We start from the raw sequence: 25,257 nt of genomic DNA, 5'->3' as shown, positions 1-25,257 counted from the left end.
CTAACTATGAAAAAACTTAACTGTATTTTACTCATCGACGATGATGATATTACGAATTTTTACAATCGAGCGATTATCAATAGTACAGGTATTGCTCGTCAAATATATACGGTCACTGATGGAAAACAAGGTCTAGATTATATAACAAGACAAGGGAAATATGAATCAAACGATGAACCCTACCCTTCTCCTGAGGCTATATTTTTAGATATTAACATGCCTGGTATGAATGGCTTTGAGTTTTTAGAAGGTTATCATGATTTGGACGAATCCATCATAGAGTATTCTAAGATTTTCATGTTGACGACTTCTTTTCTTGAGAAAGACCGAGAAAGAGCGCTTTCTTTTTCGAATGTTGAAGACTTCTTCAATAAACCTTTGACAGAGCAGAATCTTATAGATTTAATGAATAAGTATTTTAATCAGAACCATCATTCTTCTCTAGATTCTAAAACTCAATAAATCAGTCATAATAGATGATAAAAACTTGTACGACATTTAAATTAACACTCAATTTTAGACTCAAAAATTAGTAATACTACAAACCTACTTTATACATTAGGATATTATTTCTTAGTCTAATCAACTTCAAATCAGTTGTTTCACTAAGTCTTGATTATAAAGTAGGTTTAAGAATCTGTTTTTGTCAAATATCGAAATTTGACATGCACATCGTTTATTCTAGGAAACTGGAATTTGAAATCATCAAATCTAGGTAATAGAAATGAACTGTGATAATAATTAGAGAAACCAAAACCTTCTTTGGGCAATAGCAATCCAAAGTCAATTTTGCTGTTGCCATTGGTATCATCTAAAAATGCCAAACCATAGGTGCCATAAGCTAAATTTGGAACTTTTATAGTCATTCGACCTTCTTTCAAATCCTGTTTGGAAAAGTAACACTCTCTTATAGGGGTTCTTTTGGACCAGCTATCTGAATCAATATAGATACCTACTACGATTTTTCCTTTCGTGGTTTGTACATTCTCTAAGTGCACGGTTAGCTGATCAAATTCTGAACTTCTATTACCAAAACCACTAACAATGAATAGCATACAATACAACAGAAATGATCTCAATTTAACTTCATTATAGTTCTACTTGCTATACCGTTAAAACCATAATATAGTTCATTTTCTTCCGTGCTATGGTATAACAATCAACCTTAATCCATGAACTGCCTATCTGAGGGACTCTCATACATCCATTCTGCTGCTATTAGATCACTGATAACTAACATTTTGTACTAGTCAGGCTCATCGCATTAATATTTAGCCATGTTAGCATCTATCTCATTAGCCCACGCTAAAATGCCTCCCTTAAGATTGTACAGGTTTCTAAAACCCTTTTCTTCTAAAGATTCGATGACTTCGGCACTACGCTTGCCACTCCTACAATGGATCACGACATCCCTATCGGAAGAGATTTTTGATAGACGATCCTTTACAGTTTTTTGTGGAATAAGTTCCCCATCTAGATTAGCAATATCATATTCGTATGGCTCACGAACGTCGATTAACTGAAAGTCTTTTTCCTCTTCTCTCCATTTCTTAAGATCTAAAACCGAAATTTCTTTAACATTAGCTACCACATCTTCCTTACCACCAATTCCACAGAATTGTTGATAATCTATCAGTTCTTCAATCTTTGGAGTATTTGGATTCTTCTTGATTTTAAGAGTTCTGGTGTCGAATCTCAAGGCATCATAGAGAAATAGTCTTCCTACCAAAGGCTCCCCTATTCCACTAATAACTTTAATCACCTCATTGGCCTGAAATGAACCAACTGTACCTGGGAGAATGCCTAAAACCCCTCCTTCTGCACAACTCGGCACTAAACCTGGAGGTGGTGGTGTCGGGAAAAGGTCTCGGTAATTGGGGCCAAAAGTCCCATCTTCGTATTGATAATTAAAAACGGAAACTTGTCCTTCAAACCTAAATATCGAAGCATATACATTGGTCTTGCCCAATATCACACAGGCATCATTGACCAAATACCGCGTAGGAAAATTATCAGTACCGTCTGCTACTAAATCATATTGACTGATGATTTCCAAAGCATTTTCAGAGGTAAGTTTTTCATTGTGAACCGTAAAGTCAATATGAGGGTTGAGCTTCTCGAGGCGTGCTTTGGCTACTTCAGCCTTTGGCTTACCCACATCGTCTACAGAAAACAATACTTGTCTTTGTAGATTAGAGTCATCTACTACATCAAAGTCAAGAATACCTATATGACCAATACCGGCTGCTGCTAAATATAAAAGTACTGGACTGCCGAGACCGCCTGTTCCTATAACGAGTACTTTAGCTTCTTTGAGTTTTCTCTGACCTTCAATATTGAATTCAGGAATGATTAAATGACGACTATATCGTTCTAACTCTTCTTTTGAAAATCCTGTAGACATTCTTTATTTTTTTCCTCCCGCTATTGCTGGTATGATTCCAATTGTAGTATCATCTTTTACTACTGTATTTTCATTATTAAGTGTTGAGATGTCTTCATCACCCACATACACTTTGATGAACTTTCTGATATTACCGTCAGCATCTAGAATATGCTTGTTCAAATCAGGAAATTTAGATACCAATTGATCAATCGAAGCCTTGACTGTATCACCTTCGACCTTTACTATGGTTTCATTACCTGTGAATTTTCTGAGTGGTGTAGGTATAATAATGTTTGCCATGTTGTGTAATCTTAGTTTAGGGTGATAGTCTCTTCTTCAAACTTAGTTCCCGCATCATTTAAACTCCATGAAGTTACATTGCTCACTTCTGTATCTGACACAGACGAAATGATATACGAAAAGAATGGTAGTGCTTGTTTCAAATCATGCTCTGAAGGAATAGCTGGATGAAGAGGATGAGAGTGATGTACACCGAGTAAAGTTCTTTTTGTCTCAAGGGCTAGTTTTTCAGCCTTGATATAATCTGATGGACTTACCTGAAATCTTCTTCTCTTATCTCCTTCTTGACTGTTTTTAATTCTGAGATATTCAAGCACGGTTTTCTCGTTTTCAGTATAATCTCCGATCATAAAACCTACGCACTCATTGGGAAAATCCTCTAAAGCATGCTTTTTCATATTTTCCATTATTTCTTGACTTACAGTGATTTGCATCAAAAAAGTGATTTAATGATTTCACTATACTTCTCTGCATTATCAGGAAACAATGTCACAATAGTTCCTTCTTCTATTTCACTTGCTAGTTGGACAGCTCCTGTAAGGTTAGCAGCAGATGAAGGACTGAGCATAAGGCCTTCATGCTTAGCAGCTTCCTTCAAGGTATCATAAGCATCAAATGTATCAATTGAAATAAATTGATCCACTTTGGACTTGTCATAAATGTTAGGAACTGTTGCTGTCTCCATGTCTTTCCATCCTTCTAAGCCGTGCATTGCGCTATCAGGTTGTAGTGCCACAGCTTTTACATCTGGATTTTTTTCTTTCAGCTTTTTACTAATTCCCATAAAAGAGCCAGTAGTACCAAGTCCAGTTACAAAATGCGTTATTTGATCACCTAATTCCTTCAATATCTCTTCGCTAGTCCCATCATAGTGTGATTTCCAATTATATGGATTGCCATATTGATTGGCTAAAAAGTATTTATCAGGATACGCTTTAGCTAATTCCTCTGATTTCTGCTGAGCTTCGTCGGTAGAACCAAATTTGGAAGTATAAACGATATTGACTCCGAGTCCTTTAAGTAACCTCTTTCGCTCCCAAGAAGCATTCTCTGGTAAGCAAATAGTTACTGGTATACCCAATTGAGCGGCAATCGATGCATAAGCTATTGCTGTATTTCCACTTGAGGCATCTAATAGCGTTTTGCCCTGCCCAAGCTCTCCTTCAATTATAGCATTTTTGATAATGTTGTAAGCGGGTCTTGCTTTGACACTACTACCAAACTGCATCCATTCCAACTTTGCATAAATCTTGACAGATGGTTTGGGAGATAAATGACTGATTTCAAACAGCGGTGTACTACCAATTTGCCTACCTAGCTTGAGCACTCTATCTACAAGAGTAGATGATTGAGATGATTCCATTTAAGATATATGGTTATCAATTGAATAATCAGTAACAACGAAACTAATGGCCAGCTGTTACCAAATCACAATATAAACGTTATTGTATTTTAAACTAGCAACCTTGCCAAGGTGTTATAACTTATTGATAATCTTTTCAGAAACTGTATCACCTATCGCAAGCGAAGAAGTAGCAGCCGGAGAAGGTGCGTTGCAAACATTCACAAAGTGTTCATCTTCATAGATTTGAAAGTCATCAAATAAAACTCCATCTCTACCACAGGCTTGTGCTCTGATACCTGCTCCACCTGTTTTCAAATCAGACTCTTGAATCTCCGGCATCAGCTTTTGTAAAGCTTTGACAAATGCAGCTTTGGAGAACGATCTATACATCTCACCAAAACCAGTTTTCCAATATTTAGCTGCCACTTTTTGGAAACCAGGCCATGTTAATGTTTCTAGCAACTCTGGTACATTAATGACTGATTTTTTATACCCTTCTCTAGCGAAAGCCAACACTGCGTTTGGACCTGCCTCTACTCCACCATTGATCATTCTTGTAAAATGTACTCCCAAGAATGGGAAATTTGGATCTGGCACTGGATAAATCAAATTCTTTACCAGATGCTTACTATCCTCTTTCAATTCATAGTATTCACCTCTGAAAGGAACGATCTTTAAGTCTGGTTTAGTAGGTGACATGTGAGCCACTTTATCAGAGTACAATCCAGCACAATTGACCACTATTTTACCTTCATAAGAACCTGAAGAAGCTTCCACCATTCGGGAATCCTGAGAATCTTTGATGCTCAAAACTTTACTATTGAATACAATATCTACATCTTGTTCCAGAAGTTTGTCTCTGAGCTTTTCACAGACTGCTGTATAATCAATAATACCTGTTTGAGGGACATAAATTCCTTTTACGCCATTGACATGTGGTTCATATTCTTGCAGTGCTTCTTTAGAGTCCAAAGAAATTAAGCCTGTCAAGCCATTTTGTTCACCACGACCTTTTAAAATATCCAAGTATGCAGTTTCTGATTCATCAGTTGCCACTACTATTTTACCACACAAGTCATAAGGAATTTCCTCTTTTTGACAGAAATCTAAAAGCATATTGTAGCCTTTGATACAATTAGTGGCTTTTAAACTACCAGGCTTATAATAGAGCCCTGAGTGTATTACTCCACTGTTATTACCAGTTTGGTGCTTTGCTACTCGATCTTCTTTTTCGAGAATGGTGATTTTAGTATCTGGAGATTTAGTTTTGATTTGGTAAGCAGTAGCTAATCCTACTATCCCCCCTCCTATGACGATTACATCTTGCATACATCTGTGATTTGGGTGCGAATTTATGCAGTCAAGAGGTTGTAGTCAAGTATGAGTTACCGCCATGACAAGAGACTTTGGTCAGGATGTTTACATATTCCCCCTTACAAAGAGTTACAATTTCATACTATCTAATTAAATAAGGATCTATTTAGGATCATTTACAATTAAACATCCTGTACCAAGCCTATTCAAAGAAACCCTCCCAAAAACCTCTATTCGTCTCAGACTCTATTGCGTCTTCTTCAGTATCATCAAGCTCATGAAAGAAGTTTAAACCAGTCAATAGTTCTACTGAATCTACAGGCACCATATAATCTAAAGTCTCCTGATAAGGTAATTCATATCTCTCCCTAACATGAGGAAAAAGAAATGCTGCTGTCATATGTTCTTTTGAAATCGGGTCTTGATAAATTATTACTTGATAGAATTTATCGGGAATAGCTATGCCTGTAGGTTTTGATTGACGATGCATTACTTGCTCATAATTATCTGGATCGCTTACGATACCTCCTACTATTAGGTGTAACTCTTTGAGTTTAGGAATCATCTTTGTTCTAATCTTCGTTTCTAGAGCATACCATGGACCTCCAGCCCCATTCAACGCATTATGATCCTGTGGTGCTATATTGGTCATCATATTCCCTTCAAATACAGTTTGGTCATCTTGAGGGTCTTTACTATCATCATATAAATCAGAGTAAATCCCATCTTTATCACGATCTCCTCCAAGTACAAAATATGGTACATAGTGCCCTCTAGCATATCCTGATCCCGTATAATCGCTTGTCACAACAGCATTTGGTATCTCAGGGTCTTTTCTAAATTTCTTGTACTTCTTCTTTCTCGATGGCGTATTCAGGTAATCAGGAACTACGTGATATGCTGACCAAACAGGGATTCTTTGTTCATGATTATACCTAAAAACAAAAGCGTTTTTGACAAACACTTTAGAATCATCTGGCTGTCCCATATATATGTGTTCGTCATAATACTTCCTTTCCTGAGCTGATAAATCTTGATAAGAAGACTGTGCGTGACATGGATACATTCCTAGAATAAGAAGTGTTTTGATAGTGAGTAAGATTAAACGTTTCATGATCACTTAGCTTCTTTGTTTTTAAGGAAGGCATATGTTCCATTGCTCAGCCCGAGTAGAGCCAATTGAGTCTCATTGAAATCTGGCATCTGATAGTCTATCAATACGGTTTTAAGAAAGGCTATTGCGAATATGATGTTGAATATCAATGCTTGTAATCTATGTAGATTGACTCCAGAGTTATCAGAAAGAATATCTTTTACAAAACCTTCAGATCTGCGAAACTCAATTAATTTCTTATGTTCTTCTGAATTATCTTGATCGTCACTAGTAGAGGCATTAGTTTCTTTATCTTCTTTTTGATTAATCGTAACACCGACTCCAGTCGTGATAGCACTGATTCCCAATAACAAAAAGGCTGTGGAATTAAAAGAATCCAAATGTCCAGTAAATCCCCATATGTAGATCGCACTTGCGGTAATCACCAAAATCCAAAAAGCTAGTTGAGTTTTACTGAAACTATAACTCACATTGAGCATGCAAGTCTGCTCATCCAAACCATATATTTTTGCCAATTGTTCTGGAGAATAATTCAGAGTATCCTTGATAGAAGAAGGGTATTTATACAATAGGAATATAAAAAGTATCGAAACAAGTCCTATTACCCAATATCCAAACGTTCCCCATTTTTCTACTTGAGATAAATACAGATTCACCTTTTCATGGTGGTTGACGAACTGTTTTTCATTGAATCGCAAACCGATCAAAACTCTCTTTTCAGATTGTCCTTTGAGTTGATATAGAGCCAAACTGTTTTCAGTAGACAATTGATCTTCATAAAATGTATACATCAATAAATCGGACTCTCGATCTAGCATGAATGCAGGGAATTCTTGAAGAACTATATTGTCCATCATCAAAGAAATATTGTTCATATTTAACGCATTCTCTTCAATGTAATCATGAATTCCTGGGATATCAAAGGCAATGACAGCCCCATCTACTATTCTAGTGTTATCAAGAGATTGAAAGGAAGAATCTGTTTCTAAATAGACTCCGTCAATTATAGGGATCGTACGATTTTGACTATAACTATAAAAGCCAGATAGTAGTATGAAAGCTACTAGGGATAAGGTGGTTTTCATATTAGGTGGTGATTTTAATAAGTCATTTAAAATTAAATAGTTGAAGCGATTGTATCTCAAGTTACATATTATGAATGTGTTAACACGGTTTTTAGAAATAGTTTTCCGAAAACTATAGTAAACTTTAGTTCACAATTAAAATAGAAATCATCTAGTTAAGAGATCTGTTATAAGTATTTTGAAGTGCAATCAGATCCAAAGAGACTAACTTCGTAATTGTTCAAATATATCCTGCCGAATTGCAGGGTAAAACATTCGTTTTCATACGGAGAGAAAATACATATACCAACTAGATACTAAGAACTCTTTTTGATCTAAATATTAATGCTAATTTTGAAGTTGATCCACCAATCAATATCAACCTACCACATAACGTCAGTTGTATGAACGTTGTGATTCACAGTCATAATGGTAAGTATCCATTAGGAATATAGATATATGAATTGGAACTTTAGTATAAAGCAACAAATGCTGTTGTTTATTTTAGGAACAGCATTATTAACATTTTTGACCACTTTTGGCTATATCAGTTACAATCTGCGAAAAACAGCTATACGGGAAGCTAAGCAACTTGCGGGTACATACGCTCATCTCAAAGCAAATGATGTAAAAGCTCGACTCAACGAAGACATTGCTGTGGCAAGAACCATGGCAGATATCTTAAACAACTATGTTGACAAGCCTAGTGAAGAGCGTGACTCATTGACTGCCAACTTACTAGAGAGTGTTCTTAGAAGTACTCCAAAGTATGAGGCAGTATTTATGAGTTGGGAGCTTAGTGCAATTGATTCCACTTGGAAATTGCCATACGGTAGACAAAGATTAAATTATTATACTAGAAATGGTCAGTTGCAAACATCTTCAGAATTAGCAAACACAGAAGGTGACACCCCGGGTAGCGTTTATTTAAGGATCAAAGAAGAGAGAAAGGAGGAAATTTCTGAACCATATACTTGGGCAGATTATGATTATTCTACGAATAGCAATGATTCCATATTCGGCTGCTCCCCTATAGCACCTATTCTTAAAGATGGTGAGTTTCTAGGAATCGTAGGTACGGACTTGACGCTGGAAGACTTTGAAGATATGTATAAGTTGGAATTTTATGAACAGGGCTTCTCATTCCTTATCACTAATGAAGGCGTCATCATCAGTCATAAAGATTCGTCCGTAGTCAAATCATCAGTTAACGATCTTGAATTTGCTAATTCAATGTCTTTTGATATTGTCAAAAGAATACAAAACGGAGAAGATTTTTCAGCAACTATATATGATGATAAGTTTGGAGAAGAAGTATTCTTATTCTTCGCACCTGTGGAGTTAGGAAGATCAGGTAAATTCTGGTCTGCGGCCACTATAGTTCCTATGTCAGAGATTACAGCTTATTACAATCAAACATTCATGTGGTCTCTGATGGTAGCCATTATTGGGTTCTGTGTATTAGCTTTTGTAATTTGGAAAATATCTATTCCGATAAGTAAATCAATCAATGATACCAGTGTTGTATTGACGGAATTGTCAGAAGGAAAAGTAAATACATTGAGTAAGCTCAATCAAGCGAGTAGCAATGAAATAGGTTCGATGGCTCGTTCACTAAATTACCTTATTGATGACATTAAGTTAAAGGCTCAGTTTTCTGAAGCCATCAAAAGTGGAAATTTGGATACTCAATACACGCCTGCTAGTGAGCATGATGTACTTGGAAAGTCTCTAACAGACATGCGTGATAATCTCAAACTTGTTATTGATGAAACCAAAACAGTAATTCTCAAGGCGGATGAAGAGGGAGACCTTAGTAATCGAGTTCCTAGTCAAGATAAGTTAGGTGCATGGCGTGATTTAAGTGATTTGACCAATAGTCTTTTGGAGACTATGTCAAAGCCAGTACAAGCAGTTAATCAAATCGTTAACGCTATGGCAAAAGGTGATTTGACTTTGCGCTATGATCAAGATGCTCAAGGAGAGATTAAAACACTAGCAATGAACTTTAACTTGGCTCTCAACAACTTAAACACTCTAATAGAACAGATCAGTAGTGGTTCATCTATAGTGAAAAGTAAGAGCTCTGAAGCATTTCAAAAAAGTGAGGAAATGGCCAATACTACGCAAGATATTGCCACAGCTATTTCTGAAATGAGTAGTGGTGCACACTCTCAGGTAACTAAAATAGAAGAGTCTTCTCATATTGTCGAAGAGGTAATGAGGTCTTCTAGTGAAATGGGGAATAAAGCCACTTCTATCAATGAAGCAGCTAATAAAGGTCTTCAAAGAAGTAAAGAAGGTGTAGAGATGGCTGAAAGAATCCACTCCAGTATGGATAGTATATCTAAGTCTTCACAATTGACTTCTACTTCTATCGAAGAGTTAACAAAAAGGTCTTCAGAAATCAGTAGAGTTCTTAACGTGATTACAGAAATAGCTGCTCAAACCAACCTATTAGCATTGAATGCCGCAATAGAAGCGGCTCAAGCTGGAGATGCTGGTCGAGGTTTTGCTGTTGTGGCTGAAGAGATAAGGAAACTAGCCGAAGATTCTAGAGGGTCTGCCAAAGAGATTGAAAGTTTAGTAGACGGAGTACAAAAAGATACTCAGAGTGCTAGTAATGTAATCAAGGACATGCTTGAAAATGTAAAGAATGGTGAGATTGCATCTAAAGAAGCTTCTAAAGTATTCAAAGCTATATCAGAATCTACTACAAGTACCTTCACTTTCTCAGAAGAAATTCTTTCTTCCTCTGGAAAACAAATTGAGGACATGAACAACCTTGTAAACATTATCGAAAGTATAGTCGTCATTGCTGAACAAACGGCCACTGGAACTGAACAAATCGCTGCCAGTGCCACGCATTTATCATCCGGAATGAAGGAATATAAGGATGAATCGAAGCAAATGACAGATGTAGCGAATGGTTTGATGGACAAAATGAAAAACTTTCAATTGAACCAATCTTAAGTTTTATTTAGCCATTAGCACTTTGTATGAAAAGTTTAATGAGTAGTACATCTGAAGTTTTGCAAAAGAGAAGTAACACTGCTATGCTGATTGATAAATACTTTGTAAATCAACTGATTTGAAATTCTTCAGCATTTGAATAGGTTTTTTAGTGTAGAATTCGGATTTAATTAAGATTGTTAAAACTCTTCCATAGCATTAATTACTATTCTGAGGTAAGGAGAGTCTAAATATGAATCGAATAGTTTTTCAAAAGATATAGGTGTTTTAGTCGCAGGTAAATGATTTTAGGAGTTAAAGCCCTAACCTCTCAAGCCTAGATGAAATAAACTTTCCAAGACAATTCTAAGCCTTTGGCTATTAAATAATTCTGACTAAATAAAGAATTTACATTTCTTATTTTGCAAATTGACACTTTCAGAATGACAGGTTTAGCTAGATATAAAAATGAGACCTGTCTATGACAGGTCTCAAAAATGTTGCTGCTATGGTTCTTGACCACTTATTGCTTAATAAGTTTTATAGTCACAGCTTTGCCTTCTTGATTCTTTGTTTTTAGAAAATACACTCCTGGTTCCATAGCTGGAAGAGGCAATGAAACAGTTTCTTGTCTATTTAGACGTAATTTTTCCTTCAACGTAGTGTTTCCTAAAATATTGACTAGTTCCAATTCGAACTGCTCACCAGCATATCCACTATTACTGATGAAAAGACGGTCAGTGATCACTGTGGGATATACTTCCATCGTAGTCAAAATAGTTTCATCAACTCCAAGTACATCACTCGGCTTCAATTGGATGTCTTCTATACTCTGTTGACTCTCTGTGATGTCAAAGTTCTTAGTAACAGAGTGAGATGGCATTTCTAATGTTACTTGATAACTACCAAATGGTAATTCATCAAAACTAAAATCATGGTCTTGGTTTGATACTGTCCATTTTACTGCTCTCTGTGACTGGCGGTCCTTTAATATAACTACAGCCTCAGTATCATTTATATTCGTCAGATCTGTCAAGATGATACGACCCGCCAATTTCCCCTGACCTTCTATCTCGTTTTGTGATCGAATCAAAGTGATTTTAATATCTTCGGCAGATCCAGTTAGATCAATTTCATAAGCATCTTGCCACCCTATTCCATTCACAAAATAAGTAGGGATAAAAGCCTGATGAATGAACTCATCTCCTCTAGCGTGAATAAGGTATTTTCCCTTGGCCAAACCTTTAAATTTAAATTCTCCATTCGAAACTAGCTCTTCATGAACTCTTTCCCATTTGTCATTTTTTAATTTATAAAGTATTATTTTACCCCCATCTATAGGAACCAAATCAGCAAATAGTTCTCCTTGAATATAGAGGTTTCCTTCAGGCTTGATTTCTATTGTCTCAGATGCTGTGCAAAGTTCCCCTGTATTTTCATTAAACATAAACATCTCCACTTTCCAACTGCCAGCTGACGGAAATTCGTACTCAAAACTTGAATCAGTATTCGTTATAGTTTCTCCGTTTACTCTCCAGATGAATGAATATCTCTTCTCATATAAGAAAGGAGTCGTACTACTGTCTATGTCCTTAGGTTTATCAGCAATAAATGTGTATTTCAAAGAATTATGTTCATCCTGACTATAGTTGAATAATGTACCACAGGGTTCTGCTACTACTTCGACATCATTACATAATTCACAAGAAAAGTCATTATTGTTTGTCGCTGAGAAGCATGCAGTGAAAACGCCATCTTCACGATAAGGAATAAATATATTGTGTAGCTGTCCGGTACTATTTTTTAATTGCTCATCAGTATAAATTCTACCATCTCCGAGATCTAATGAATACTGCATTGCCTTATCATTAGGGGGAACAGCTAAATTAAAATGTATGTAATTCCCTTTCAACTCCCCTTCTGGAGAGCTTACAAACGACAAGTCTACGTAAGACACAATAAAAGAGCATTCTTTAGGGTTTGGCACTGTAACTATCTGTTCTTCACGAGTCCTTCTATCTAGGGAAAGAGATACATCCCAATTACCTCCTTTGGCAAATACATGTTTTACTTCTTGACCATATAAAGCTTCAATAGAACTACCATCTTCACTAGCAAAAAACCAATTGTAGATTTTTGACTCTGTACAATTTGCAGTGAAAGTATATATCCAGTTGTCGGTAGAAGATTTATCTATTGTATAACTAAAACCAGTATTACAACCTACTACATACACAGACTCTGTAGATACACAAAGATCACCTGTAGTTTCATTCAAGGAAAACATCTCCAAATCATATGTACCTGTCTTAGGGAATTTATAGTCCATAATTGAATTACTACTGACTATCTCTCCATCCACTCTCCAAGTGTATTTTAGATCTGAGTCTATATCCTGCGCTGTAAACTTGTATAGAAACGGATCGCTATCATTTGTTTCATAGTCGAATGAAGAGGTACATGTTTTAGCGACTACATCTACTTCTTCGCATACGGTGCAAGAAAAACCAGCATCATCAGTGATTGAAAAACATGCATTGAAAGTTCCTTCTACAGGATAGCTATGAAAAATGGGGGCTAAATGATCATGACTGTCCAATAGACTAGTATAAACTGTTCCATCTCCGGTGTCAAAAGTATATTTAGGATTAATAACGGAGGAAGGAGCCGTTACATAATAATGAAATAGTGCACTTTCTGAAGGACTTGGAGAAGAACTTGAGTGAAACCCTAGGTCTGAAGCATTGATAAAGCATTCTGAAGGGTCCGGAGCTGAAATAGTTTGAACATCTTTAAAAGGCCCTCCATCTATAAAAAGAGCTACATTCCAATCCCCAGCTTCTGAAAAAACATGTTGAAACTCCTTACCATATCCAAGGTCTTGACGTCCTATTGTTGCATGATTAAAAGTCCAGTAAATATTCGACTTATCACAGTCAGTAGAAAAAGTGTAAATCCAGTTTCCTGTAGATGTTTTATCAATCGTATAGGTAAAAGCAGCATCACAAGGATCAGTTGACGCAGCATTTGCAGATTGCATCAGCCATGCTGATAAAATAAGGTACACCATAGCTATCAATGCTATGTTGTTTCTGAGTTCGGTAGAGTTTAGAATTTTCATAAATGCTTTTTAATCTAAGGGCACTAGCCCATTCGGTTCAAATCTCGACTTTCTTGTCGTTTTTAATTAAAATTCTGAAGCCCCCCTTTCTAATTATCAAGGAGCTTCGTTTGTCGCTCTAAGAACCCGAAGCGGTTCCATATCCCCTACTCTTTTTTCTAATATTTATGATTTTTTATTCTTGATGAATGATGCTGTTGAAACAGTTCTTTACAACAAGCTATAGTTCAAATAATTAGCATTGATAATACTATGGTTTTTTATTAAAAAAATATTCCCAATTTTAAACCTAATCGGTATCTGTCGAACCAAGAATCAATGCTTTCATTGCGAATCATCACTTCTCCAGAAGGTGCGATGTAATAACCTTCGTAGGCGTTTTTCTTTTGAAACCTAACTGGTAATTCGATCAGAATATTTTGCCACGGCTCCCAAATTTCATACGACTCTATGAGTACTGCTTCTTCTGCTACATCCCCTTGAATCTTATCTGTATAGAATACCCAGTCTAATGTAGTCCCTGCATTGACTCCTATATTAATTTTTTGATTGACTTGAAATCTTTTTCCAATGGCCATTACCACCGATAGTCTATGTACAGCATGATTTTTATTTACTTCACGAATTAGATCCGTAGAGACCTCATTTGATTCGATCACATATCTGGGCTTCCGTTCACCATCCTCTAAGATGAAGAAAGTAGACACCGTATCGACTACCACCTCCGTAATAGTCTCCAATTTAGAATAGCTTAGATCTTGAATACTATAATTATACTCTAGTCCTGCTTTGACATGAAACTTGTCCCATGAATAAGTATAAGAATAGCCAAGAGAAACGCCTGGAAGCCTCACGGTTTCGGAAGATTGTTCAAGTGTCCAATAGCCAGAAGCCAAATAAACAGACATTTCATTCTTTTTGATTCCCTTGGAATTTAGGGAAACATCTACTGTTTCTATGATCTTAATCGTATCATAGACTGTCACGTCTTTTTGCACTACTAGCGTATCATAGACCTGTCGACGCTCTACCACTTCTACTGTATCATAGATGACTTTTGTCTCTTCTACTACGATAGTATCATAGACAATAACCTCTTTAGTCCTGATCACAGGAGGTACTGATGGTGGTGGTGCTTTCTTTTTAGCAGCTCTGACGACGACATAGTCATCCAATACTGTGTAGTCAAATCTATCTGCTAATATCTTATTCAAAGCATCCGCCAGCGTTGAAGAACTAAATTTCAAGGTTACCGGAGGCTGATTCTTTAAAATCTTAGGGTCATAGGATACATAAGCACCAAACTTCTCCACGACTGTTTTGATGACTTCAGATAGCGGAACAGACTGAAAAGAAAAAGATTTCTTACCTGGAGCAATCGCCTGTGCCTGAATCGAAAATACAAGAAGGAAAAAAACGAGCGTTTTTCTATTCACAGCCTTCACCACTTATAATGATGACTTGATCATCTGTTCGACTCTCCAACTGATGAATATTTTTTATCACCTCTATGATTGTGTCCAGAGATTTCTTTTTGAAAGTAGCTGTGATATCACAAGCAAGTATCTTTTTGTTGTCAGATACTATCGTCGTGTCAAATTCCTCGGAGAGCGTTTGAAAAACCTTTTCCAGTGTCGCATGTTCAAATTTCATCACTCCTGTTTTCCAATACAGCTGATTGGTATCTGAAGATTTGACGACAACATCTTCTTCACTACTATTGTCTAAAGTCTCTAGCGCTATTTCTTCTTCTTTTTCAAGTATTACCACCTTTCCTGTTTCTTTAAAGGTTACTTGTACTTTACCCTCTGTTACGAGCACTTTTGTTGGACTATTGAGATCGGTAGTGACCATGAATTTAGTACCCAGTACTTTTACTTCAGCGTCATTGGTTTGCACGATAAAAGGATGCTCAGGATCATGTGCTACTTCAAAGAATGCTTCTCCAGTTAATTTTACCACTCTCTGATCAGCATCAGTCATATTGTTTTCTACATAGCTCAACAAACTTTGACTATTCAGACTTACTTGAGATCCATCTGGTAGTAGGTAGTCTTCTTTTTGCTCTGCGGATGATAGTGTGGTAAACTTTTCCTCTTTTGTCTGAAGTGAAAAAACCAAACCAACGGCCAATACCACTGAAGCAGCTGCAGCATACCACCATAGTGAAACGACACGTGCTGTTTTCTTGCCAATATTCAACTTGTCAGACACTTGACTATAAGCCTTAGCCGTGTCAGACGAAGTAGGAACTGCTAGCATAGACAGTTCCCAAGCTTTGTATATTTCTCGTGCTGCTTGGAGATTCTCTTTAGTTGACAACCAGTCTTCCATTTGCTGGATCTGGTGTGCATCAGTGAGATTACCATTCAAGTAAGAAACGATCAAATATTCGTTCATATCTTCGGTACTATGTGCTGGTATTTTACCTTTCATATCTCTTCTATTACTAACAACACCTTCCTATTACAAATCCCCTACTCTTGACAAAAAATAAATGATCAGCACCAGCATTTCTGCTTTTAATATCTTCATGGCCTTAGTGATATGGTTCTCTATAGTCTTGGTGCTAATTGATAGCTTTTCAGCAATTTCCCTGTGACTCATATGTTCGAACCGGCTAAGCTTAAAGACTTCCTTACACTTATCTGGCAGCTGGTCTATTACCTGATATAATCTATCTATTGTACTCTCTTCAAACTCCGAGTACTCTTCATTGAAGATTTGGTCTCTATACTGTTGTAGTTGACTACTCACATACTTATCTGCTACAGCGTCATTTCTGGATTGGTTATAGCATCGGTTTCGTACGCTGACCATCAGATAAGGCAACAGTTTCATATCTACATCTAACTGAGACCTTCTCTCCCATAGCTTAATAAAAACTTCCTGCACTTGTTCTTCAGCAAGGGTTTTATCTTTCAAGATACCTGTGGCCAGATTGACTAGTGGTGGATAGTATTGATTGAATATTTCTTCATAGACCTGGGAATTTCCAGACTTGATAGATTCAATGATTTGGGATTGGGGTACTGACAATGACGGCTAATTTTTTCGGTATTCAAATGGAAGGGCATATTTACAGCCATTAATAGTCTTATGCAAATAATTGAGGTTTAGCAAAAGTAAAAAATGGCTGATGGGTAGTTGGGTTATGATTAACACTGCAAGGATTTAAAAGATAGACTTAAGCTATATGGAATGCAATTTGTCTATGCAGTAAAATGATATTCATAACTAAGCATCTATAATTAAAATAGCTAATGGAGAAATTTATCTCCATATATTTATTGAGGGAGTGCCTTAGTGCCTAAATCTCCCTACAAGGTTCACGAAGACAGCTCTTAGTGAAACCATTTAAATATGAAATACTCCTACTTTAGAAAGGGAACAAAGAAAAAAGAATTCAGTAAAAGTCAAGTTACAACATATACAGCCTTAACAGAGCAAATATTATAGATATGATCAATAGTATTCTAGCCGTAATTTTCCAGCCTCTAATGACGCTTTTCTTACCCAGTCCCTTTGGTTTTTGGATATATCTCCCATAAGGTAAGTCAAGTTGCTTTAATTGATCGAGTACGGTTTTTAGCTCCATTTTACCTCTGAGGACCTCTATCATTATTGGGTCTTTAAGTATCAGGTCATGTGTACCTTTTTGTTGAAAGTATAGGTACCCTTCATCGTGATAAATCTTGGATTCAAGTGCCTTGAAAGCCTCCAACTTTTCGAGCTTATGTTCGCTAAGTTTAGATTGGGAGTTGGATTCCGAATCTTTTAAATAGATATCGTACGAAGAATTATTGGTTTCAACCGGACTGACTTGTGAATTCTCATTGTGATCTGGACTATTTAGAGCTTCCTGATAGTTTCCCAAGATCACTGTAGTCTGTGCAAATACTAGATGCGAAGAACCAAAATTCTCTATTAAAACCTCTAATGAAAGGTAGGTGTCTTCAGAAGTAGCGTAGTGGATATTGTCATCCGTTGATAACTTTAACCCCAAACGGTTGACTTGATCTTGAAAGCCTTTGACGAATTTATCTCCCAAAAACATAAGTTATAGCATCAGGTAAAAATGTTGTTAAAAAGAAGTTTTAAACCACTTGTATTGAAATCAAAACTATTCTTTATTTCCTAAAAACCCCTACTCAAATATTAGCCACTCATTTAATGAGTCCATTAATTTTAATTACTAGGACTTAATTAATCTCCTCATTTGAATACTGATACCAATCATTAGAAGTCTTATTAAACAACAAGATAATAGAGTAGAGTTGTATCGTAGGTTGGGCTATTAACATAAGTCCTATTACTATACTCTGGTCTAATGATTCAGGAATGAAAAACAATGTAGGTGGAAGACTTATAGTGAACAGTATTAGAATTATAATTCTTGCCCAGTTTTTACCTATGCTGATTTGGTAGGCAAAGAAGGACGTCAAAACAGAGCTAAATAGAATGGCTGCCAACAGAAGAAGCGTATGAGAATAATTAATCTGATGAGTCCGTTGAATAATAATTGGATTAATAATACCTAGTACTGCTGAGATATATAGACACATTGCTGCAGTATGGATTGATTTTGGCATGTGTATTTTACTTTCAAATTCACCTTGAGCCTCCTTTTGATGACTTAACTCTTGTGCTGGCTTGGTGGAAGGTTCCTTTTTTAGGTCGTATAAACCTCTGTTTTTAAGTTCAGTATTTATAGCTTCAATTACCTCTTCCCTATAAAACCTTTGGTTTTTAAGGTACTTCTCAAGCTCTTGATTTGTTTTCAAAGGTAGTTTTTCTTCGAATGTTGAAGCCATTAGCTGTAGGTATTGATAATCAGAAGCTCGGCGAATTGATCGTGACTATCATGAAATACTAATGTAATTGATCTTGTTCACATTAGCTTCTTAATTGTTCTACCGTAGGGATATATAATACTCTTCCGTAATTTTCATAGAGTAGTTCTTCGTCTAGTAACCTCCCACTTTCAAACTTTGCTATTTTCTTTCTCCAGATCTTATTGGTACGGAAGTATTGATCATCTTTTTTCAAAAACTTGTGGTCTGTTTCGAATACATGATAGGCAAAGTCCAACTCTTTATTAACTCTGATCTCGCCATCAATAGTCTTATCAGTAAGCCAAAGATTAATTTGAAAAGTCCATTTGGTATGGTTAGTTAATTGGAAATCAAGGTAGTTATAAAACACAGCTGAACCGCTTGCCCAAGGTAAAACGCGTCCATTATCTGGAAATGGATCGATACTATGATGATGTCGCTCAGTAATAGTCAATGGAGAATGCAGTGCCAACCAGTGCAGCAGATTAGTACTTTGACAGATGCCTCCCCCTACTCCTGCTCTTGCTTTTCCAAAAGACAACTCTATTCCCTCTTTAAATCCCCTTGACTTCGTAGGCCGTCCTACAATATTGTAAAATGAAAAGGTCTCTCCTGGTTTGATGATCAACCCATTGATACAGTCAATGACTATCTTTAGGTTGTCAACCTTATTATACTGTAGTTGCATCTCAGCATCTCCAAGTTTTCTTATGAGCTTGGACTGATGTTTTTTGACTCTGTAGGGAAGCTTTTCATTTTGAAATGTCTTAGAATAAACCTTACTATCCAATTTCCATTCTATCATCCTTCCTATTCGTTTGACCCAAATCGATAAAAAGTAAAATATCGGATGTCTTTGTGATAGAAGTTTTTTACTCATTCAGCATTAGTATGAATTGATAATAACTTAGTTGCCTAATCGTTCATTCTCCTTGAGATAATCTTGTCAAGGCATCTATAGCCCTGTTAGCATCTTTTTTATCTACGAATATATGATCGTGATAATACCCTGCAATTACATTACAGCTAATATTGTGTTTTGCCAATTCTGTTGAAAACCTTGCAGTTAACCCCACTGCTTCAAGAGATGAATGAACTGTCAAGGTAATCCAAGAGGCAATGTATTCATAGTTGAGGTTAAGATCATCAGCTTTGCTTTTCTCAATCACTATTGTTGTACCTTCTTCTTCATTGAACTTACAAATAGTATCGTTGAGATCGATTTCACTAACATCAGTTATGGTTGAAAATACATATTCTCCACTATTCAGCTTTGGAGTCATGTTTCTTATCAATTCAGAGAGATTCTTTTCTCCAGCCATTTTTTTAAGGTCAGTACCTGCTTAAACATTTGTCATAAAACCCGAATTTAGTCTCTAACAAGCTTTATTCATTGGGCAATTTATTCCAAGTCTAATCAACTTCAAATCAATCGGTAATCCTCCCCTCCTTATTTTTTGCTTAAACTTAAAATTACAAGACTATAAATCATTAAGCCAAAACGCTAACACGTTAGTGTTCATTACCATTATAGATCCACATAGGTACCGTTTTTCCAGCTTTTTCAAAGCCAACTTTTTCATAAAACTCAATTGCTTTTCCATCTGCTGTCAGCATCTGCATGTGAAACCCCTTGTACTTTTCTTGAAACTTGTCGCATATCATTTTCCCGATACCTTTGCCTTGATATGCTGGATGTACCAATAGGTGTGGGTAATACACTACCAAATACCCATCCGAAATAGCATTCCCTATTCCTACCAACTTGTCTCCATCCCAAGCAGAAATCAACGAATGTGAATTTAGCAATCCACTTCTAAGTTCAGATGGCTTACTGACCGCGCTCCATTCGTTGGCTCTATACAGTTCTAAAATTTGTTCTTCGTCAATGGATCGAGTCTCGGAGATTTTAATATTCATACTTACTAGCTATCGAGTTTACATAGACCTTTATTTTACTGAGGCGTAAATTAGACCTATTTGCCCGCTATGGTAAATATCGTGTTGAATTATTCCTTCGATCAAGTACTCAAAACTATATTCCTTACCAGAGGTGATTCTGTTGAGGAAATCGTCACTGTCTAAGCTTTCTAAAAACTGTATCAGTTCATTTTGCGTAGAAATCAATTTTTCTAACAATGATTTCCATTCTGACTCACTATTGATCGTGATATCTGTCCAGTCGTTATCTGTGTTTAACACTATGTCAAATGAATGATTGTCATTAAGCTTTTCGAGCATAAATACTCTCCAATTGATAATGTGCTGTACAATTTTAGCAATTGAATTAGTGGAATTAGGTAAACTCCTATTGACCGATTTAAAATCTATGTCATTCAGCTTACCCATCAATGAATCTCCTAACCACAGATCTCCTTCAAATGATTCTATAGCAGCATTGATTAGCTTTTGAAGCTTGTCAGTCATTGTTGATACAATTAATTCTAATAGTTCGAAGGCCTAGTTAATATCTTCGAATATAGTACTTAACGAACTATCGAATGATCTACAACATGCTCTCCTTCTTTTTCGATGGTATCAGCCTCAGATACTATTTCGTCTTCATTGACTTTGAATACCCTCATCAACAATAGATAACTGATCAACAGATGACCTACAGGTATCAATACATTAACAAATAATGTAATAGTAAAGTGCTCTAGCACCAGTGGTTTTAGATTCTTGACTGCCAACTTTATGCTTTTTACAGTCATGGTGAAATCCTTCGATATAGATTCTTCTGCTCCACCTATTTTATTTATCGCGGCATCTTCGGTTTTCTGTAAAAGACTGAGGTGATTCTTACCCTTAGTTTTATCCTTATTAAGTTGTGCTTGTCTTCTTTCAGCTACCTTTTTCTTTCGTAGTTCTTCTTTCTTAGCATAGTCATCATATATGCATTGTACTTGAGCATTTAAAGAGGTCTTTTCGTTTAAGTTTATTTTCTCGGTGAATTCTACTAAAACCATTGTATATATACTCATCCCTGGATTGAAGAATAAAAACATAACCAATAGTCTATGGGCTTGCTCTTTATACCTACCATAAAATGTAAATACCCACAATACTAACATCACTAATACCACCAGTTTATAATGAGTAATCCTTACCAGAAGGTCATTGGCTAATAGGCCTACTGTGGCAATGGTTAAGTAATGACTAATTTCACTTAATGCTTCTGACGCACCATCAAAAGTCCCTGATATTAAGGGTATTTTGCTAGAAGAGGCTGACTTAGACAGTAGATATAGATCTTCAAGTAAAACTAAGCTTTCGGTGGCTTTTTCAACACTCCTATCTAATGACTCTATGGTATTAGCATAGAATGGATTGAACCATGCTAGAGCTACCATGACCAATAGCCCAATATGATATCTAGACTCTAATATGGTGATCTCTTTCATCATCTGATAGTATAGTGTCTAAGCGCATGAAGGCTACCATTGAAATAGTCCATGTCCGTACGGTTTTTTGAAGATGGTATCCCCGATAAGGTACCCGTACTAGAATACTGCCAAAACACCCAGTCTTCGCCCACCCATCCCTTTGGCATATAAAGCTTTCCTGATGTCTCCCATTCAGCGAGCCAAAGGGGGCATTGACTATAGTTGTCTACTATATGAGCATTCCAAAAATATAGGTCGGTATAAATGATTGGATATCTTCCTATTTTGTCCTTGACCGTATTGATCCATATCCCGATATCCTTTGACAGTGTCTCGTTGGATACCCCATTAGATATCTCAATGTCTAATACCGGTAAAATATCTCCTTTTTCAAGTTCTACAGTTTTCAGAAAATGTTCTGCCTGCAGCTGAGGATCATTCTGTGGCTGGTAGAAGTGATAGGCTCCTCTTAGAAAACCATAGTTACGAGCCGTGGTCCAGTTTTCTTCAAAATCAGGATCTACATAGGTCAATCCTTGAGTGGCCTTGATAAATAGAAATGTAATATCTGTTTTCTTCAGTGCCGTCCAATTGACCTGCCCATTCCAGTGAGAAATATCACAGCCGTGGAGCATATTCTGTGAAACACTTCCATCTGTGTCACTATGAGTGGTGGGTGCTAGGTATTTGTTCCTATGGTCCTTTTTTCGAACGAATAGTGCGAATATCAAAGCACTAACCAATAATACAATCAAAATGACGAGTACGTAGTTGGGTAGCTTTTTCATAGTGGTTGATTATTTATTGAAGAAGTAAAAAGTGTATCTATTGTTGACTGGTGTACTTGATACAAGAATGCTGTCTGGTTTGTCCTTGACCGTATCTACCAGACTTGTTCCTGTGAAAACATATATCTTAGACAATGCTTTCTCTATGGCGCTATACCCATCTACTGAAGTAGCGTAGGATAATTTTGGATAGCCTAATGGATATAGTTTTAGATTGAAAACAGTTTCCTTTTCTAGGGCTATTAATTGATCAAATATGGTCTGTGCGGTATTCGTATTGCCTACTATATCATTGATGATATTGATCAATAAGTTTAATGGGGTTACTTGTGTATTGGCATACAATGATTTTGATAGTTCTCCATCATTGGGATAGATCATTATTGAATGCCTAAAACCTGCTATGTAATACCTAAAACTAGGGTTAGTAGAAGTTGCTGTGACAAAGTTGTAGTTGGCTTTTAGATAATTTAACCATTTATCATCTGCTTTGAACTCATCTCGACAATCAAATCTGGCTTGGTATAAAGTAGTACTGATCAAAGAGGTGTTTTCGAACTTACTCTGGATGCTTTTATATAGCTGATCTATTCGTATATCTTCCCCTCCTGTCAAATCGTTTCCTCGTTGTCCAGCTACAGGATCTACCGAGATCACGTGTATTTTCTTCACTTTCTTGTACAAGGGACTTTCCCTAAAACTCTTGTCCTTGGAAATAGCCTCTAATAGTGATGATAGAAATCCTATTATTCCTGCTGCCGCTCCTCTACTATGTCCCCCAATGATCAATTCTATATTGGAACTAGAAGAAGTGGAAATCTTGTCTATGGTATTAAATACAGCATTGATAGACGCGAATTGGTTTCTCTCTGCATACCCTGCTGTAGTATCCTTGGTTCCAAGTATTGTATTGAATAGCGTATATGAAGTCGGATCAAACCAGCTTCCTGTACTATGAAGATTTGAATTGGAAGACAAAGCCTTGGAGGATATGAGGTTGTCTTCTGTTCCCAGTCCTGAAATAGACTGCATCTGACTAGGTGATAGATGCAGGTGTGTCAATAGAGGCGCCATATCTTCCATTGGTGTACCTGTTCCGTTAAACCAGATGAGTAATATTTCTCTAGCACTTGAGGGAGGTGCAGTAGAGCTTGCAGCAGATCTACCTGAATGACTTGCCGTTACTAACGGCATAGGAGGCATAGGTGCCCCTGATGTAGTATGTGAAGAAGGTGTGGGTGTCATGGTATGATTGAATTTTCAAATGTTCAACAGATCTATTTTCCTTTCATTTGTGGAGAAAGTTCTTCTTTGAGTCTTTCTATGACAGAGTGCGGCACTTTTTTATTTTTAGCAACTATTAGTTTACGAACCATATCCAACTTGTCTTTAATTTGATCTGGAGTTCGTTTTGTCACCACTTCCGCTACCCCCCATTTAAGAAGAAATAAATCGAAAATCACATAAGAGATAACGATTGTATCAAGCATATTATCTAATGCCACTTTTACGCCCTCAGAATGTCCACCATTTTCATAGAGTGCATGCTTCTTATCCAATGTATCAGAAAGACTGTTAAACAGTTCTTTACCTAAATCGCTTATCCCTAGATCCGCAGGCCCTAAAGCAGAATGAATAGCCCCACTGATCAGATTTCCAAGATGTTTACAAACTTTGCTCAAGGCATAAAGAATGCCACTACATATTTTTTGATAAAGCTCTTTATTTAGTGAAGTGTTGTCAAAATGATAACAGGAAATCAATGTTTTTAACTGTTGATATGCTGCTATAATGTATAATTCAACTCTTTGCAATTTGTCCAAAAAAGAATCTGTTCCGATGGCAGGAGTTGATGGATAATTGAAAGCGCTTATATCTTGGTGAGACACATCCATTTCTTTCATAAACTTGTTATACTCGTTTAGGGCTGTTTTCTTTTGATCTTCTCCTTGTATGTAGCTAAATATTGAAACATCATATACTGCCGCAGGCCATTCGACTATTAAAACTGCTCTGACCGTTTCAGACACTAGCATTGATACTCTAGACATATCCTGCAAATGATTCAAAGTCATGGCAAACTTCTCTCCATAGAAATTACCTGCTCCAAAAGGAATTATAGACTCCTCTCCTTTAATCAACTTCTTTGCGAAACTCTCAGACCCATCAGTTGAGAAAAATCCATAATGATTTTTGTAGTCCAGCCAAGGAGGGGTTTGTACAGACTGCAAATAAGAATTCTTATCTGGGATATTTCCTGCTCCTCCTATTTCGCGATAAATAGTATAGTTTTTTGCTAGAGCACACCAGCCTGTATCTCGATCAAGATAGAAATCATAACCGTTTGATTCTTTTGTGCTTGAAGATTGATCTACTAGAATAGTCCGACCAGAATTATCCTCCTTAGCAATATTTTTTAGAACATTTATTGAAGCTTTGAATTTCACTGCTTTTATGGCCAGCATGGCTGTTGCCCAAAATATTGATTCTCTTGTATCCGTACCCGTACCCTTATCCTTATCCAATAAATACTTAGAAGTAATCGTAGGACTAAATACATCTGACAGTGTTGATTGACCAGTATAACTAGACTTTATAACATCTAGTAGTCTGTTGTTTTTGTATATAAAAAGTCTCATTGGTTCTATTTAA

The 25,257-nt window shown here is 36.5% G+C and carries 24 protein-coding genes; 2 read left to right on the top strand and 22 right to left on the bottom strand.

The genetic code is table 11. The features are described from left to right. Positions 1-6: 6 nt before the first annotated feature. On the top strand, positions 7-462 hold the full coding sequence (locus DKG80_RS04620; RefSeq protein WP_109830103.1) for a response regulator: 456 nt from the start codon (positions 7-9) through the stop codon (positions 460-462). Between the two features lie 167 nt (positions 463-629). Here the strand turns inward: DKG80_RS04620 and DKG80_RS04615 are convergent, their stop codons facing one another. From DKG80_RS04615 to DKG80_RS04580, 8 genes are all read right to left on the bottom strand, one after another. After that, entirely contained in the window at positions 630-1,055 is a 426-nt protein-coding gene (locus DKG80_RS04615) for a DUF2141 domain-containing protein (RefSeq protein WP_109830102.1), read from the bottom strand. A gap of 209 nt (positions 1,056-1,264) precedes the next feature. Further along, entirely contained in the window at positions 1,265-2,404 is a 1,140-nt protein-coding gene (gene moeB / locus DKG80_RS04610) for a molybdopterin-synthase adenylyltransferase MoeB (RefSeq protein WP_109830101.1), read from the bottom strand. Between the two features lie 3 nt (positions 2,405-2,407). Continuing rightward, complete coding sequence (locus tag DKG80_RS04605) at positions 2,408-2,686, bottom strand: MoaD/ThiS family protein (protein ID WP_109830100.1); 279 nt, start codon at positions 2,684-2,686, stop codon at positions 2,408-2,410. Positions 2,687-2,697: 11 nt separating this feature from the next. Next, complete coding sequence (locus DKG80_RS04600) at positions 2,698-3,120, bottom strand: M67 family metallopeptidase (RefSeq protein ID WP_109830099.1); 423 nt, start codon at positions 3,118-3,120, stop codon at positions 2,698-2,700. Then, positions 3,120-4,049: a PLP-dependent cysteine synthase family protein gene (locus DKG80_RS04595; RefSeq protein WP_109830098.1), complete on the bottom strand. Its 930-nt coding sequence runs from the start codon at positions 4,047-4,049 to the stop codon at positions 3,120-3,122. The genes DKG80_RS04600 and DKG80_RS04595 overlap by 1 nt, the downstream gene beginning before the upstream one ends. 114 nt (positions 4,050-4,163) lie before the next feature. Further along, a complete protein-coding gene (gene lhgO / locus DKG80_RS04590) occupies positions 4,164-5,360 on the bottom strand; it encodes an L-2-hydroxyglutarate oxidase (protein ID WP_109830097.1) in 1,197 nt (398 codons plus the stop codon). Between the two features lie 187 nt (positions 5,361-5,547). Then, positions 5,548-6,459, bottom strand: coding sequence for a DNA/RNA non-specific endonuclease (locus DKG80_RS04585; protein WP_109830096.1), 912 nt, complete (start codon positions 6,457-6,459; stop codon positions 5,548-5,550). A gap of 2 nt (positions 6,460-6,461) precedes the next feature. Continuing rightward, a complete protein-coding gene (locus DKG80_RS04580; protein WP_109830095.1) occupies positions 6,462-7,544 on the bottom strand; it encodes a hypothetical protein in 1,083 nt (360 codons plus the stop codon). 438 nt (positions 7,545-7,982) lie between these two features. Between DKG80_RS04580 and DKG80_RS04575 the strand changes: the two genes are divergently transcribed. Then, positions 7,983-10,496 (top strand): methyl-accepting chemotaxis protein, encoded by a 2,514-nt coding sequence (locus DKG80_RS04575; RefSeq protein ID WP_109830094.1) that lies wholly within the window; start codon positions 7,983-7,985, stop codon positions 10,494-10,496. A gap of 502 nt (positions 10,497-10,998) precedes the next feature. On the opposite strand, the gene DKG80_RS04570 is transcribed toward DKG80_RS04575, so the two are convergent. The 14 genes from DKG80_RS04570 to DKG80_RS04505 all read right to left on the bottom strand — a co-directional run bounded on the left by DKG80_RS04570 (position 10,999) and on the right by DKG80_RS04505 (position 25,244). After that, complete coding sequence (locus tag DKG80_RS04570; RefSeq protein WP_109830093.1) at positions 10,999-13,596, bottom strand: T9SS type A sorting domain-containing protein; 2,598 nt, start codon at positions 13,594-13,596, stop codon at positions 10,999-11,001. 263 nt (positions 13,597-13,859) lie between these two features. Then, positions 13,860-15,032, bottom strand: coding sequence for an STN domain-containing protein (locus tag DKG80_RS04565; protein ID WP_109830092.1), 1,173 nt, complete (start codon positions 15,030-15,032; stop codon positions 13,860-13,862). Continuing rightward, positions 15,025-16,032, bottom strand: a complete 1,008-nt coding sequence (locus DKG80_RS04560; RefSeq protein ID WP_109830091.1) for a FecR family protein — start codon at positions 16,030-16,032, stop codon at positions 15,025-15,027. Before DKG80_RS04560 ends, DKG80_RS04565 begins: the two co-directional genes overlap by 8 nt. Before the next feature lie 30 nt (positions 16,033-16,062). Then, on the bottom strand, positions 16,063-16,635 hold the full coding sequence (locus DKG80_RS04555; RefSeq protein ID WP_109830090.1) for an RNA polymerase sigma-70 factor: 573 nt from the start codon (positions 16,633-16,635) through the stop codon (positions 16,063-16,065). Positions 16,636-17,017: 382 nt separating this feature from the next. Then, a complete protein-coding gene (locus tag DKG80_RS04550; protein ID WP_162555680.1) occupies positions 17,018-17,647 on the bottom strand; it encodes a hypothetical protein in 630 nt (209 codons plus the stop codon). A gap of 151 nt (positions 17,648-17,798) precedes the next feature. Next, positions 17,799-18,410 (bottom strand): hypothetical protein, encoded by a 612-nt coding sequence (locus tag DKG80_RS04545; RefSeq protein WP_109830088.1) that lies wholly within the window; start codon positions 18,408-18,410, stop codon positions 17,799-17,801. Between the two features lie 82 nt (positions 18,411-18,492). Continuing rightward, complete coding sequence (locus tag DKG80_RS04540) at positions 18,493-19,311, bottom strand: VanW family protein (protein ID WP_185140158.1); 819 nt, start codon at positions 19,309-19,311, stop codon at positions 18,493-18,495. A gap of 43 nt (positions 19,312-19,354) precedes the next feature. Then, positions 19,355-19,753: an ACT domain-containing protein gene (locus DKG80_RS04535; RefSeq protein ID WP_109830087.1), complete on the bottom strand. Its 399-nt coding sequence runs from the start codon at positions 19,751-19,753 to the stop codon at positions 19,355-19,357. A 190-nt stretch (positions 19,754-19,943) separates the two neighbouring features. Further along, a complete protein-coding gene (locus DKG80_RS04530; protein WP_109830086.1) occupies positions 19,944-20,351 on the bottom strand; it encodes a GNAT family N-acetyltransferase in 408 nt (135 codons plus the stop codon). 30 nt (positions 20,352-20,381) lie between these two features. Continuing rightward, positions 20,382-20,858, bottom strand: a complete 477-nt coding sequence (locus DKG80_RS04525; protein ID WP_109830085.1) for a DinB family protein — start codon at positions 20,856-20,858, stop codon at positions 20,382-20,384. 59 nt (positions 20,859-20,917) lie between these two features. Further along, positions 20,918-21,835, bottom strand: coding sequence for a hypothetical protein (locus DKG80_RS04520; RefSeq protein ID WP_162555679.1), 918 nt, complete (start codon positions 21,833-21,835; stop codon positions 20,918-20,920). Then, complete coding sequence (locus DKG80_RS04515) at positions 21,835-22,605, bottom strand: glycoside hydrolase family 25 protein (protein WP_109830083.1); 771 nt, start codon at positions 22,603-22,605, stop codon at positions 21,835-21,837. Before DKG80_RS04515 ends, DKG80_RS04520 begins: the two co-directional genes overlap by 1 nt. A 9-nt stretch (positions 22,606-22,614) precedes the next feature. After that, entirely contained in the window at positions 22,615-23,850 is a 1,236-nt protein-coding gene (locus DKG80_RS04510; protein WP_109830082.1) for a hypothetical protein, read from the bottom strand. Between the two features lie 32 nt (positions 23,851-23,882). After that, positions 23,883-25,244 (bottom strand): hypothetical protein, encoded by a 1,362-nt coding sequence (locus DKG80_RS04505; protein ID WP_109830081.1) that lies wholly within the window; start codon positions 25,242-25,244, stop codon positions 23,883-23,885. Between the last annotated feature and the right edge of the window lie 13 nt (positions 25,245-25,257).

The organism is Reichenbachiella versicolor (genome assembly GCF_003171675.1).
Taxonomy (GTDB): Bacteria; Bacteroidota; Bacteroidia; order Cytophagales; family Cyclobacteriaceae; genus Reichenbachiella; species Reichenbachiella versicolor.
The sequence above is the reverse complement of the archived record's forward strand: the minus strand, read 5'-3'. Positions and strand labels throughout refer to the sequence as shown.